Here is a 12,184-nt window from a genome sequence, read left to right as displayed (position 1 = left end):
GTCGAACTCCAGCCCTTCCCGGTCGCCGACAAGTACCTGGCCGAGATCCGATCCAAGGGCGAGCGGGTCTGGCAGTGCAGCGCCTCCCCGCAGGGACGACGCGGCGCGGCAGGCCTACGGGGCGGCGCTGACACGGCAGCCGTTCGTGGGCGCCACCCGCCAGAGCGCCGACCGCACCTGGGTCTTCGGCACCAGTGCGATCCCGGTTCCCGAGGCCAGCGCGGCCGGCCCCGAGCTCGCCTTCTACGCCGCCCACTGGACGGGCCGCCAGTGGCAGGTCGGGCTGTCCGGCGCGACGGCGTTCGCCTCGCTCCTCGGAGCCGCCCCCGCGGACCTCATGTCGCCGGCGGAGTCGAGGCTCCTGCGCAGGTACGGCGCGCTGAGCGCCGCGCAGGCCGCCACGCTCGTCAACGGGACGCGGGCGGGCGACCGGCTGATGCTGCCGTGGAAGACCGGCCAGGCGTGGTCGATGACGACCTCCGACGACGCCGTGGCGGCGCGCCCGCTGGCGTCGCTGGCGTTCTCCGGCGGCGACGGCCGCGTCCTCGCCGCCGGCGGCGGGCGCCTCTACCGGTTCTGCTCCAGCCAGGCCGGCGCCGTGGTCATGGTGATCCACCCGAGCGGCCTCGCGTCCACCTACTACGGGATGCGGGGCGTGACCGAGCTGCGCGACGGCAGCGTCGTCGAGCAGGGCGACGCGCTCGGCCGCACCGGCTCCGGGCGGCCCTGCGGCGGGGCGGCCGCGCCCCGCGCCGAGGTCGCGTTCGGGCTGCGCCGCGGCGGCGGTGCGGTCCCGCTCGACGGCGCCGAGATCGGCGGCTGGACGTTCCGCGAGCGCGCCAAGCCGCTCCTCGGCTTCGCCGAACGCGGCGTCCTCCAGGTGCTTCCCGGGGGCCTGCTGGCCAACCTCGGCCCGGTCCCCGCCGCGGACGACTCTCCGTCGTCAACGCCGTCCCCCGGCAAGAAGCCGGAGAAGGACGGCGCCGGACCGGCCGGCGCCCCGGCGCCGGCCGCCACCTAGAACAGGAGTCCGAGCGGTGCGAATTCGCAACAGTGATGATCCCGCGGTGCCCACCTGGGCGCTGCGCGTGGTGCTCGCCGGCGCGGTGCTGGTGCTGGTCGGCGCGGCGACCCCGCAGGGTGCCGTCGCGGTCGCGAACGTGCAGTACTTCCTCAGCTTCTACGCCGGCGTCTTCGCGCTGGTCGCGCTGACCACCGCGGTGATGAGCGGGCTGCTGGCCACCGAGCGCCTCATCCTGAAGATCCGGCACCGGGTGCTCGCCCAGGCGGTGCACCGCGCCTCCGCCGTCGTCGCGACGGCGATGCTGGTCGCGCACGTCACGGTGAAGGTGATGAGCGGCCTCGCGCTGCCGGTGCAGGTCGTGGTGCCGGACGCCGGCGCGATCGGCCTCGGCACCCTCGCCTCCGACCTGATGCTCCTCATCGTGGTCACGGGGCTGCTGCGGGCGCGGTTCGCGTTCCGCGGCAAGGCCTGGGTGTGGCGGTCGATGCACGCCGTCGCCTACGTGTCCTGGCCGCTCGCGATCGTGCACGGCCTGATCACCGGACGGGCCGCGGCGCCGTGGGTCGTGCTGAGCTACGTGATGAGCGTGGTGTTCGTCGTCCTCGCCCTGGTCACCCGCATGGTCGTGGTGATCAGGCCGCGGGACGTCCACCGGGCCGGCGAGGACGTCGAGGCGTTCTCGCTGCCGGACGGCGCGGGCCGCCGCCGCGACCGGCGCGCCATGGCGGCGCGCGAGCACGAGGAGGGGCGGGCCGCCGCGAGGGCCCGCGCCCGGGCGGCGGAGGACCCGTTCGACGATCCGCGCGACCTCGGCGACCCGCGCGACTTCGCGGACTCCCGGCAGACCGTCGCGGACCCGCGCGGCATGCCCGTCACCGGACCGGGCCGCGACACCGAGGTCCTCCGATGACCTCGACCGTCACCGTCTCCAATATCGGCGGGCCGCGGCTGACGCTCGGGTTCGACCGGTTCGACCGGCTGGACCTCGACCGGCACCTCGCGGTGCACGGCAGGCTCCGCGCGCCGGCGCTGGACGACCTGGTGCGCATCGCCGAGCAGGTCGACCTGAGGGGACGCGGCGGGGCGGGGTTCCCGTTCGCCCGCAAGCTGATGGCGGTCGCGGCGCGGGTCGACCACCCGACCGCCGACCGGACCGCGCTGCTGCCCGGCGAGAGGGGCGACGAGCGCGGGTCCAGCGAGGACGTCGTCGTGGTGGTCAACGGCGCCGAGGGCGAGCCCGGCAGCGCCAAGGACAAGGTGCTGCTCGGCAGGGCGCCGCACCTGGTGCTCGACGGCGCGCAGATCGCGGCGAGCGCGCTCGGGACCCAGCGGATCGTGCTGGCCGTCGAGAGCGACGAGGCCGCCCGGTCGGTCCGCGCCGCGATCAGCGAGCGGCGGATGCCGGCCCGGGTGGTGCGGCTTACCGAGCGGTTCATCTCCGGGGAGAGCGGCGCGGTGATCCGCGCGATCAACGGGGAGACGCCGATCCCGCCGGGCGTCAAGGTCCGCGCGTCCGACTCGGGGGTGGACGGCTTCCCGACCCTGCTGTCCAACACCGAGACGTTCGCGCAGCTCGCGGTGCTCGTCTCCCTCGGCCCCGACCTGTACGCCTCGGCCGGAACGGAGGACGAGCCGGGCACCACGCTGCTGACGATCGGCGGGACGCAGGTCGTGGAGGCGCCGCTCGGCACGCCGCTGCGGGCCGTCCTCGACCACTGCGGGGTGCCGGCGTCGCCGGGCGTGCTCGTCGGCGGCTACCACGGGATGTGGCTCGACCCGGCCGCGGTGTCGCGGGCGGTCCTGTCGCGCGCGGGGATGCGCCGCGTCGGCGGGACGGTGGGCGCGGGGATCATCCTGCCGCTCACCCAGGGCACCTGCCCCCTCGGAGAGGTGACCCGGATCGCCTCCTACCTCGCGGCGCAGTCCGCCGGGCAGTGCGGGCCGTGCCGGCTCGGGCTGCCCGACGTCGTCCGGTCCCTGATGGCGCTCACCGAGGGGGCCGGGACGGTGGACGGCGTGCGCCGCGCCGCCGGCGTCGGCCGGGGCCGCGGCGCCTGCACCCACCCCGACGGGACGGCCAGGTTCGTCCTGTCGGCGATGGAGGCCTTCACCGCCGACATCGACGCGCACCGGTGGGGAGGCGGGTGCGGCCAGTCGACCTACGGGGTGCTGCCGCTGCCGGTGCCGGACGGCACGGAGGGGCGGGTCGCGATCGACTGGAGCCGGTGCGACGGGCACGGCCTGTGCGCCTACCTCGTGCCCGAGCTGATCCAGCTCGACCGGTACGGCTTTCCCGTCGTGCTCGGCACCGACATTCCGTCGTGGATGGAGAAGGACGTTCAGAAGGCGGTCGCGATGTGCCCCGCATTGGCGCTTCGTGTCGTCGGCGGAGTCCCCGGGGCGCCCTCGCGGCACTGAATTCCGGGCGCAGAAAGAAATGACAACAGGTGGACATCGTTGAACCTCCGGGGTGTTCCGCTGCGTATCTCCGGACGAACCCGCGCCGGGTCCGTCGAGAGATCCTTGGAAGGAGGGACGAGAGCCCTTGAGGAAATCCTACGGAATCGCCGGAAAGCGCACGCTCCCGCGCCTCGGCAAGGGGCGCCTGCTGCTGGTGCTGGCGGCCGCGGCCGCCGTCGTGGCGGCCTTCGCGGTCGTCATGAGCCCGGTCGGCACGCCCGCGAGCGGCGCGGCGAACCTCGGTGGCACCGTCAACACCCGCTGGGGCCGGCTCAGCACTCTGGACAGGCAGCTCCTGGTGAAGGTCCGGCAGGCCGGCCTCTGGGAGATGCCCGCGGGGCAGCAGGCCGCGCAGCGCGCCTCCAGCCCCCGGGTGAAGGAGGTCGGCGAGATCATCATGCGCCAGCACATGCAGCTGGACGCCGACACCCGCGCCGAGGCGCAGAAACTGGGCGTGCTGCTTCCCAACGAGCCCAACGGCAGCCAGAAGAGCTGGCTGAGGGAGATGTCGGGAAAATACGGCGCCGACTATGACAAGACGTTCGTGCTGCGGTTGCGTGCCGCCCACGGGCAGGTCTTCACGGTCATCGCCAAGGTGCGCGCCGCGACCGAGAACACCGAGATCCGCGCGTTCGCCGAACGGTGCCTGAAATTCGTCAACACGCACATGTCGCTGCTGGAGAGCACGGGCCTGGTTCCCAGGCGCGCTCTGCACTGACGGAGACCCCGCAAAGGGAGCAGTTTTTCGATGGGACGAAAGAAGAAAGCCTTCGCCGCGTTGATCCCGGCGCTGACCCTGGTCGCGACGGTCTACCAGGGGATCCCCGCCGCGGCGGCGGACCCGACCGCCCAGCCGACCGACCCCGCCGCGCAGCCGACCGACCCCCAGGGCGGCCAGCAGAACGGTGGCCAGATGGGCGACGGCGGCCAGATGGGTGACGGCGGTCAGATGGGCGACGGCGGTCAGATGGGTGACGGCGGTCAGATGGGTGACGGCGGCCCGATCGACGGCGGCCAGACGACTCCGCCTGCCGACCCGCAGGGCGGCCAGCAGCCCGGCGGCGGCCAGAACGGCGGGCAGAACGGTGGCCAGAACGGCGGGCAGAACGGTGGCCAGAACGGTGGCCAGAACGGCGGGCAGGCGCCGGCGAATCCGAGCCTGCGCGCGGACCAGTTCGTCGACATCCGCAAGGCGCCGCGCGTGCGGCAGCCCCGCCGCGGCCGCCAGGCCTCGACCGGCGTGTTCGCGTCCAGCTGCGGCGTGAACAAGGGCCAGGCCCACAGCAACCCCGACAACGTGCTCGCCGCCCCGGGCGTCGTGAACGGCGCGCACCACATCCACGACTACGTCGGCAATCTCGACACGAACGCGTTCTCCACCGACGAGACGTTCGCCGCCGCCGGGACGACGTGCACCAACGGCGACAAGTCGGCCTACTTCTGGCCGGTGATCCGGCTCCGCGCCGGTCAGGACACCTCGGACCGGGCGCAGCAGAGCCAGGCGGACGGCAACGTCGGCAGCATCGTCACCCCGTCGAGCGTCAAGATCCAGTACCTCGGCAACCCGCGCGCCAAGGTGACCGCGATGCCGCGGTTCATCCGCGTCGTCGCCGGTGACGCCAAGGCCGTGACGAACGGCCTGAAGAACGCGCACGCGAGCTGGACGTGCAGCGGGTTCGAGAACCGGGCGTTCACCGACAAGTACCCGCTGTGCCCGCGCGGCAGCAAGGTGGAGCGCGTGCTGAACTTCCCGAGCTGCTGGGACGGCCAGAACACCGACAGCGCCAACCACCGCGACCACATCCGGTTCGCGGACCCGCGGACGGGGCAGTGCCCGCAGGGCACGAAGGCCGTGCCGCAGCTGCGCATGACCCTGGCCTACAACCTGCCGGCCAAGCCGCTGGCGTTCGCGCTGGACAGCTTCCCCGAGTCGGGCCACGACCCGGTCACCGACCACGGCGACCTCATCAACGTGATGGACGACCAGCTGATGGCCAAGGCGGTCAAGGCGATCAACGGCTCCAGGGCCGGGACGCGGATCAAGCCCCGCCGCTGAGCGGAACCGGTCCGCGGGGGCCCGGGCGCGCGTCCGCGCGTCCGGGCCCGCCGCGTCCTACGATCGCGGCATGAACATCGTGATCGCGGGCGGGCACGGGCAGATCGCACTGCGGCTGTCCCGGCTGCTGGCCGCACGGGGGGACACCGTGCTGAGCATCATCCGCAATCCCGGCCACGCCGGGGACGTCCGGGACACCGGCGCGGGACCGGTCGTGTGCGACCTGGAGTCGGCGACCCTCGACGAGGTGGCCGACCACCTGACCGGCGCGGACGCCGTCGTGTTCGCCGCCGGGGCGGGCCCGGGCAGCGGCGTGGCGCGCAAGGACACCGTCGACCGCGGCGCCGCGGTGCTGGCGGCGGACGCGGCCGAGCGCGCGGGCGTCCGCGGCTTCGTGCAGATCTCCGCGATGGGCGCCGGGGAGCCGCCCGCGCCCGGGCGCGACGAGGTCTGGGAGGCCTACATCAGGGCCAAGGGCGCGGCCGAGGACGACCTGCGGCGCCGCGACGCCCTGGACTGGCTGATCCTGCGGCCGGGCCGCCTCACCGACGACCCGCCCACCGGGCTGGTGGCGCTGGCCGAGCCGCCGATCGGGCACGGCGCGGTCACCCGCGACGACGTGGCGGCGGTCATCGCGGCGCTGCTGGACGCCGGCGACGTCCGCCGCCTCACGCTGGACCTGCTCAACGGCTCCACCCCGATCGGGGACGCCGTCGCGGCCCTGCGTCCCGCGTCCGGCGGCGCGCCGGGCGCCTGACCGCGGGGGCCGCCCCGGCTCAGCCGGTGTAGAGGGCGTCGATCTCGTCGGCGAAGTCCTTCATCACCACGTTGCGCTTCACCTTCAGGCTCGGCGTCATGTGCCCGGCCTCCTCGGTGAAGTCGACGCCGAGGACGACGTGCTTCTTGATCGCCTCAGCGTGGCTAACCGACTTGTTGGCGTCGGCGACCGCGGCCTCGATCTCGGCGACGAGGTCGGGGTCGCGGCGCAGCTCGTCCACCGTCATCGCCTCGGGCTTGCCGTGCCGGGCCTTCCACGGGCCGAGCGCCTCCTCGTCCAGGGTGACGAGCGCGCTGATGAACTTGCGGCCGTCGCCGACGACGAGGCACTGGCTGATCAGCGGGTGCGCGCGGAGCCGGTCCTCCAGCGGCGCGGGCGCCACGTTCTTGCCCGCGGCGGTGACGAGGATCTCCTTCTTGCGGCCGGTGATCCGCAGGAAGCCCTCCTCGTCGAGGGAGCCGAGGTCGCCGGTGTGGAACCAGCCGTCCTCCAGGGCCTCCTTGGTGGCGGCCTCGTTGTTCCAGTAGCCGCGCATGACGTTGACGCCGCGCACGAGGACCTCGCCGTCCTCGGCGATGCGCACGTCGACGCCGGGGATCGGCGGGCCCACCGTGCCGATCCTGAGGGCGGAGGGCCGGTTGACGGCGGCGGGCGCGGTCGTCTCGGTGAGGCCGTAGCCCTCCAGGATCGTGATCCCGACGCCGCGGAAGAAGTGCCCGAGCCGCTCGCCGAGCGCGGCGCCGCCGGACACCGCGTACTGCACCCGTCCGCCGACCGCCGCGCGCAGCTTGCGGTACACGAGCACGTCGAAGACCTTGTGCCGGGCCTTCAGCCCGAGCCCGGGGCCGCCGTCGTCCAGCGCCCGGCTGTAGGCGACCGCGGTGTCGGCCGCCGTCTTGAAGATCTTGCCCTTGCCGTCGGCCGCGGCCTTCTGCTCGGCGCCGTTGTAGACCTTCTCGAACACGCGGGGGACGGCCAGCAGGAACGTCGGCCGGAACGAGGCCAGGTCCGGCAGCAGGTTCGGGACGTCGCTGTGCCCGAGCACGATGCCGCCCTCGATGGTGGCGACCTCGATCAGCCGGGCGAACACGTGGGCCAGCGGCAGGAACAGCAGCGTGGAGCTGCCCTCGACGGCGACCTCGGCGATCGCCCCCTGCACGGCGTTGCGGGCGGTCGACACCAGGTTCCCGTGGGTGATCTCGCAGCCCTTGGGGCGCCCGGTGGTGCCGGAGGTGTAGACGAGCGTGGCGACGTCCGCGGCGGAGCGGGAGCGGCGGCGCTCCTCGACGACGTCGTCGCCGACGTCCGCGCCGAGCCGGGCGACCTCCGCGACGCCGCCCGCGTCGATGCCCCACACGTGCGCCAGCCCGGGGAGCCGGTCCCGGAGCCCCGCGACGGTCGCCACGTGCTCGTCGGTCTCGGCGAACACGGCCCTGGCCCCGGAGTCGCCGACGATCCACTCGATCTGCTCGGCGGAGGACGTCTCGTAGATCGGGACGGAGATCGCGCCCGCCGCCCAGATCGCGTAGTCCAGGAGCGTCCACTCGTAGCGGGTCCGCGACAGCAGGCACACGCGGTCGCCGGGCTCGACGCCGGCGGCGGCCAGGCCCTTGGCGATCCCCGCCGTCTCGGCGGCGAACTCCGCCGCGGTGACGGCGCTCCACGCGTCGCCGCTCTTGCGCCGCAGCACGATCCGGCCCGGCTCCTCGACGGCCCGGGTGAAGGGCGCGTCGGTCAGAGTGGCGGAGTCGGGGACCTCCACCATCGCGGGGACGCTGAACTCGCGCACGGCCCACTCCTGTCGTCGGTCTTCGAGGACGGCGGGGAGCCCCGGGCGCGCCGGGCCGTCCGGCCGGCGGCGCGTGAACTCCTCCGTTGCCGCATGATACCCACGAGTAGCAACACCGCCGCGAACGGCGGCTGTTAACGGCACGGCAAAGACCGCCCGGCGGCCCCCGGAGCGCGCCGCCGGGTCGCCTACCCTTGACCCGGTCGCACACCGCCAACGGGTTCCGGGGGTCGCCATGTCGCTGCTCGAAGTGATCGCGCTGACCGTTGACGACGCGAGCGCGGCGCAGGAGGGCGGCGCCGACCGCGTCGAGGTCGTCGCCGACATGGCCGCGGACGGGCTCACCCCCGACCCCGATCTCGTCGCGGCGATCCGGGCGGCCACGTCCGTGCCGATGCGGGTGATGCTGCGCGCCAACGCGGGGTTCCGCACCACCGGGGCCGAGCTGGACCGGCTGCGGCGCGCCGCGGCGGGCCTCGCCGACGCGGGCGCCGACGGGTTCGTGCTCGGCTTCCTCGACTCCTCGGGGCACGTCGACGCGGGCGCCACCGGCAAGCTCGCCGCCGACACCGACCCGCTGCCCTGGACCTTCCACCGGGCGCTGGACCACGCCGCCGACCCCGCCCAGGCGTGGGGCGTCGTCCGCGCGTTCGGCGGCCGCCTCGACACGGTGCTGACGGCGGGCTCGTCCCGCGGCGTGGACGCCGGGGTCGACGTCCTCGTGCGGCGCGCGGTCGGGGACCCCGCCGCGGCCAAGATGATCATGGCCGGGGGCGGGCTGCGCCGCAAGCACGTCGCCGTTCTCGCCGCGGCAGGCGTCACCGCCTTCCACGTGGGGACGGCCGTGCGTCCCGACGGCGACTGGGACGCGACGGTCGACCCCGTGCTCGTGCGCGAGTGGCGCACGCTCGTGGCGGCCGCCGCCGGCTGACGGCCCTCCGCCGACCGAGCCTTTGCGAACGGCCCACGTCGCGCCGAACGTCATGACCCGCCCGTTCACTCCGGCGGTCGGCGCTATTACATTCGGTTCATGAGGATCCATGTGGTGAGCGACGTCCACGGCCGCGCGGACGCGCTGGCGGGCGCGGCGGACGGCGCGGACGCGCTCATCTGCCTGGGCGATCTGATCCTGTTCATCGACTACCACGACCACGGGCAGGGGATCTTCGCCGACCTGTTCGGCCAGGACAACGCCGACCGCTTCATCGGGCTGCGCACCGAGAAGCGCTTCGACGAGGCCCGCGAGTTCTCCCGGGGCCTGTGGGCCTCGCTGGACGGGGACGCCCGGCCGCACATCGAGCGGGCCGTGAACCGCCAGTACGCCGAGCTTTTCGCGGCCATGCCCGCCCCGGCGTACCTGACCTACGGCAACGTCGACGTCCCCCGGCTGTGGGACGCGCACCTGCGCGACGGCCACCACGTCCTGGACGGCCAGACCACCGAGATCGGCGGGCTGCGGTTCGGGTTCGTCGGCGGCGGCCTGCGCACCGAGTACCGCACCCCCTACGAGCTGGACGAGGAGGCCTACGCGGCCAAGGTCGAGGCGGTCGGCGAGGTGGACGTGCTGTGCTGCCACATCCCGCCCGCCGTCCCCGAGCTGCTGTACGACACCGTGGCGCGCAGGTTCGAGCGCGGGAGCGAGGCCGTCCTCGAGGCCGTCCACCGCACGCAGCCGAGGTACGTGCTGTTCGGGCACGTCCATCAGCCGCTCGCGAGCCGGATCCGCATCGGCCGCACCGAATGCGTGAACGTCGGGCACTTCCGCGCGCGCGGTGTGCCCTACGTCCTGACGGTGTGAACCATACTTCTCTAGGGACAGCGGGCCCGCAGGGGTTCGGGGCGAGCCGGAGGGAGACGCAGATGGCGGACCGCACGAGTTCCTCCATCACGGTCAAGGCCGGGAAGGCCGAGATCATGGCGGTGATCGCCGATCTGGAGGCGTACCCGCGGTGGGCGAGCGGCATCCGCGAGTTCACCGTGCAGGAGACGGGCGAGGACGGCCGGGCCGCCCGCGCCCGGCTCACGTTCGACGGCGGCCCGTTCAGCGACACCGTCGGGCTCGCCTACACCTGGGAGGGCGACGACCGGGTGACGTGGGAGCTGGTGGAGCCGGGCACGGTCGTCACGGGGCTGCACGGCTCCTACGTCCTCGCGGAGGAGGGCGGCGCCACCGAGGTCACCTACGAGCTGGCCGTGGACGTCCGCATCCCCATGATCGGCATGGTGAAGCGCAAGGGCGAGAAGCGGATCATCGACTCCGCCCTCAAGGGCCTCAGGCGCCACGTGGAGGGCTGATCCCGCCGCGGGCGGTGGCCTGAACACGGCGCGGAGGCGATACCGTTCACGCCGACGACGGATGGAAGATGGAGACATGAGCGACCAGCCGGGCGACGTCCTGGACGAGGCGGCCAAGCTCGTCGACGCGTTGATCAGGCGGATGGGCGGCGGCCGGGACGAGCGCGCGGGCCGGGACGAGCCGGCCGGGGACGTGTGGGACCGTGCCATCGCCGACGAGCCGGCGGGCGGGCCGGGCGGGCGCGCCCGCGGGCCGCACATCGCCACCGGCGCCCCCGAGTGCCGCGACTGCCCGGTCTGCCGGGCCATCGCGATCAAGCGGGAGTCCGGCGGCGACGTGGGACGGCACCTGCGCGAGGCCGGGCGGTCCCTGGTCGCCGCCGCGCTGGACGTGGCGGCGGCGTTCGACCGGACCCGCGCGCCCGACCGGGCGCAGGGGTCCCCCCGGACGCGCGGGTCCGACCGGACCGGGCCGCCGGAGGCGTCGGAGGGCGCGCGGGCGGGTACGTCCGATCGGTCGGAACGTCCCGATCCGGGCGACCCGTGGTCGGCCGCCACCGGCGGCCCCATCGACATCGGGTAGAGCGGGAGTGGCTCCAGCCAGGGGCGACGCGAGGAGGAGGAAGGGTTACATGGCCCTGACCATCGGCGTGGATGTGGGCGGCACGAAGGTGGCCGCGGGGGTCGTCGACGACCGGGGGACGATTCTGGAGAAGGTCCGCCGGCCGACTCCCTCGACCAACCCCAAGGAGACCGCCGAGACCATCGCCGAGGTCGTCGACCTGCTGAAGGGCAAGTACGAGGAGGTCGCGGCGGTCGGGCTCGGCACCGCGGGCTTCGTCGACGAGACCCGCTCCACCGTGCTGTTCGCGCCGAACCTCGCCTGGCGCGACGAGCCGATCAAGGAGAAGGTGGAGAGCCTCGTCGGGCTGCCGGTGGTCGTGGAGAACGACGGCAACGCCACCGCGTGGGGCGAGGCCCGGTTCGGCGCCGGGCGCGGCGAGAACTTCCTCGTCCTGGTGGCCCTCGGCACCGGCATCGGCGGCGGCATCATCATCAACGGCGAGCTGTACCGGGGCCGGTTCGGCATCGGCGCGGAGATGGGGCACTTCCGGGTCGTCCCGGACGGGCGCCGCTGCGGCTGCGGCAACCGCGGCTGCTGGGAGCAGTACGCCAGCGGCAACGCCCTCGTGCACGAGGCGCGCGACCTGGCCCGGGTGGCGCCCGCGATGGCGGGGCGGCTGCTGGAACTCGGCGGCGGGCGGCCCGAGGGCATCAGCGGCCCGGAGGTGTCGCAGGCGGCCCGGGAGGGCGACAAGGCGGCGCTGGAGTGCTTCCGGACGATCGCGCACTGGGCGGGCCAGGGCCTGGCCGATCTCAGCGCGATCCTCGACCCGGGCGCCTTCATCATCGGCGGCGGCCTGTCGGACGCCGGCGACCTGCTGCTCGACCCGATCCGCTCCGCGTTCGAGGACGCCCTGACCGGTCGCGGCCACCGCCCGCTTCCCGACATCCGGATCGCGGAGCTGGGCTCCGCGGCGGGCATCGTCGGGGCCGCCGACCTGGCGCGCGTCCGCCCGTTCCAGGACGTGATCGTCTAGGCGTGGCCGCCGTCCGGCTGCTCTCCTACAACGTCCGGTCGCTGCGCGACGACCCGGCCGCCGTGGCCCGCGTCGTCCGCGCGAACGCCCCGGACGTGGTGTGCGTGCAGGAGGTCCCGCGCTTCTGGGGGTGGCGGCTGCGGCGCCGCCGCCTGGCGCGGGACTGCGGCCTGCGGATCGC

General features: G+C 74.2%; 13 protein-coding genes. 12 read left to right on the top strand and 1 reads right to left on the bottom strand.

What is annotated here, in order from left to right; genetic code table 11:
• Nucleotides 1-145: 145 nt before the first annotated feature.
• The 6 genes from ABWI04_RS38825 to ABWI04_RS38800 all read left to right on the top strand — a co-directional run bounded on the left by ABWI04_RS38825 (nucleotide 146) and on the right by ABWI04_RS38800 (nucleotide 6,297).
• Nucleotides 146-1,021, top strand: coding sequence for a hypothetical protein (locus ABWI04_RS38825; protein WP_353835508.1), 876 nt, complete (start codon nucleotides 146-148; stop codon nucleotides 1,019-1,021).
• 16 nt (nucleotides 1,022-1,037) lie between these two features.
• Nucleotides 1,038-1,934: a ferric reductase-like transmembrane domain-containing protein gene (locus ABWI04_RS38820; protein ID WP_353835507.1), complete on the top strand. Its 897-nt coding sequence runs from the start codon at nucleotides 1,038-1,040 to the stop codon at nucleotides 1,932-1,934.
• Nucleotides 1,931-3,442 (top strand): NADH-quinone oxidoreductase subunit NuoF family protein, encoded by a 1,512-nt coding sequence (locus tag ABWI04_RS38815; protein WP_353835506.1) that lies wholly within the window; start codon nucleotides 1,931-1,933, stop codon nucleotides 3,440-3,442. Before ABWI04_RS38820 ends, ABWI04_RS38815 begins: the two co-directional genes overlap by 4 nt.
• A 127-nt stretch (nucleotides 3,443-3,569) precedes the next feature.
• Nucleotides 3,570-4,202 carry a DUF4142 domain-containing protein gene (locus ABWI04_RS38810; RefSeq protein WP_345185837.1) on the top strand — a complete coding sequence of 211 codons (633 nt, stop codon included), beginning with the start codon at nucleotides 3,570-3,572 and terminating at the stop codon, nucleotides 4,200-4,202.
• A gap of 30 nt (nucleotides 4,203-4,232) precedes the next feature.
• Complete coding sequence (locus ABWI04_RS38805; RefSeq protein WP_353835505.1) at nucleotides 4,233-5,540, top strand: DUF1996 domain-containing protein; 1,308 nt, start codon at nucleotides 4,233-4,235, stop codon at nucleotides 5,538-5,540.
• A gap of 70 nt (nucleotides 5,541-5,610) precedes the next feature.
• Nucleotides 5,611-6,297: an NAD(P)H-binding protein gene (locus tag ABWI04_RS38800; protein WP_345185844.1), complete on the top strand. Its 687-nt coding sequence runs from the start codon at nucleotides 5,611-5,613 to the stop codon at nucleotides 6,295-6,297.
• A gap of 19 nt (nucleotides 6,298-6,316) precedes the next feature.
• Here the strand turns inward: ABWI04_RS38800 and ABWI04_RS38795 are convergent, their stop codons facing one another.
• Nucleotides 6,317-8,107: an AMP-dependent synthetase/ligase gene (locus ABWI04_RS38795; protein WP_353835504.1), complete on the bottom strand. Its 1,791-nt coding sequence runs from the start codon at nucleotides 8,105-8,107 to the stop codon at nucleotides 6,317-6,319.
• 235 nt (nucleotides 8,108-8,342) lie between these two features.
• Here ABWI04_RS38795 and ABWI04_RS38790 point away from each other — a divergent pair, with 235 nt between their 5' ends.
• From ABWI04_RS38790 to ABWI04_RS38765, 6 genes are all read left to right on the top strand, one after another.
• Entirely contained in the window at nucleotides 8,343-9,038 is a 696-nt protein-coding gene (locus ABWI04_RS38790; protein ID WP_353835503.1) for a copper homeostasis protein CutC, read from the top strand.
• Between the two features lie 99 nt (nucleotides 9,039-9,137).
• On the top strand, nucleotides 9,138-9,905 hold the full coding sequence (locus tag ABWI04_RS38785; RefSeq protein WP_345185865.1) for a metallophosphoesterase family protein: 768 nt from the start codon (nucleotides 9,138-9,140) through the stop codon (nucleotides 9,903-9,905).
• A gap of 62 nt (nucleotides 9,906-9,967) precedes the next feature.
• On the top strand, nucleotides 9,968-10,402 hold the full coding sequence (locus tag ABWI04_RS38780) for an SRPBCC family protein (protein WP_345185869.1): 435 nt from the start codon (nucleotides 9,968-9,970) through the stop codon (nucleotides 10,400-10,402).
• Nucleotides 10,403-10,478: 76 nt separating this feature from the next.
• The gene (locus ABWI04_RS38775; RefSeq protein WP_345185872.1) at nucleotides 10,479-10,985 is read left to right on the top strand and encodes a hypothetical protein; all 507 of its coding nucleotides are present in this window, start codon (nucleotides 10,479-10,481) and stop codon (nucleotides 10,983-10,985) included.
• Nucleotides 10,986-11,034: 49 nt separating this feature from the next.
• Nucleotides 11,035-12,003, top strand: a complete 969-nt coding sequence (locus ABWI04_RS38770) for an ROK family glucokinase (protein ID WP_179842911.1) — start codon at nucleotides 11,035-11,037, stop codon at nucleotides 12,001-12,003.
• Between the two features lie 2 nt (nucleotides 12,004-12,005).
• Nucleotides 12,006-12,184, top strand: a 179-nt coding sequence (locus ABWI04_RS38765; RefSeq protein WP_353835509.1) for an endonuclease/exonuclease/phosphatase family protein, incomplete at its 3' end; no start/stop codon positions are given.

Origin of the sequence: Actinomadura sp. NPDC000929, from assembly GCF_040492065.1 — a bacterium.
Lineage (GTDB): Bacteria > Actinomycetota > Actinomycetes > Streptosporangiales > Streptosporangiaceae > Spirillospora > Spirillospora verrucosospora.
This window is presented reverse-complemented; position numbering and strand designations above follow the sequence as displayed.

Excerpts from the sequence above, each read along its gene's own strand:
- ABWI04_RS38815 (WP_353835506.1), top strand. The coding sequence starts at position 1,931 with ATGACCTCGACCGTCACCGTCTCCAATATCGGCGGGCCGCGGCTGACG.
- ABWI04_RS38805 (WP_353835505.1), top strand. The coding sequence starts at position 4,233 with ATGGGACGAAAGAAGAAAGCCTTCGCCGCGTTGATCCCGGCGCTGACC.
- ABWI04_RS38800 (WP_345185844.1), top strand. The coding sequence starts at position 5,611 with ATGAACATCGTGATCGCGGGCGGGCACGGGCAGATCGCACTGCGGCTG.
- ABWI04_RS38790 (WP_353835503.1), top strand. The coding sequence starts at position 8,343 with ATGTCGCTGCTCGAAGTGATCGCGCTGACCGTTGACGACGCGAGCGCG.
- ABWI04_RS38785 (WP_345185865.1), top strand. The coding sequence starts at position 9,138 with ATGAGGATCCATGTGGTGAGCGACGTCCACGGCCGCGCGGACGCGCTG.
- ABWI04_RS38780 (WP_345185869.1), top strand. The coding sequence starts at position 9,968 with ATGGCGGACCGCACGAGTTCCTCCATCACGGTCAAGGCCGGGAAGGCC.
- ABWI04_RS38775 (WP_345185872.1), top strand. The coding sequence starts at position 10,479 with ATGAGCGACCAGCCGGGCGACGTCCTGGACGAGGCGGCCAAGCTCGTC.
- ABWI04_RS38770 (WP_179842911.1), top strand. The coding sequence starts at position 11,035 with ATGGCCCTGACCATCGGCGTGGATGTGGGCGGCACGAAGGTGGCCGCG.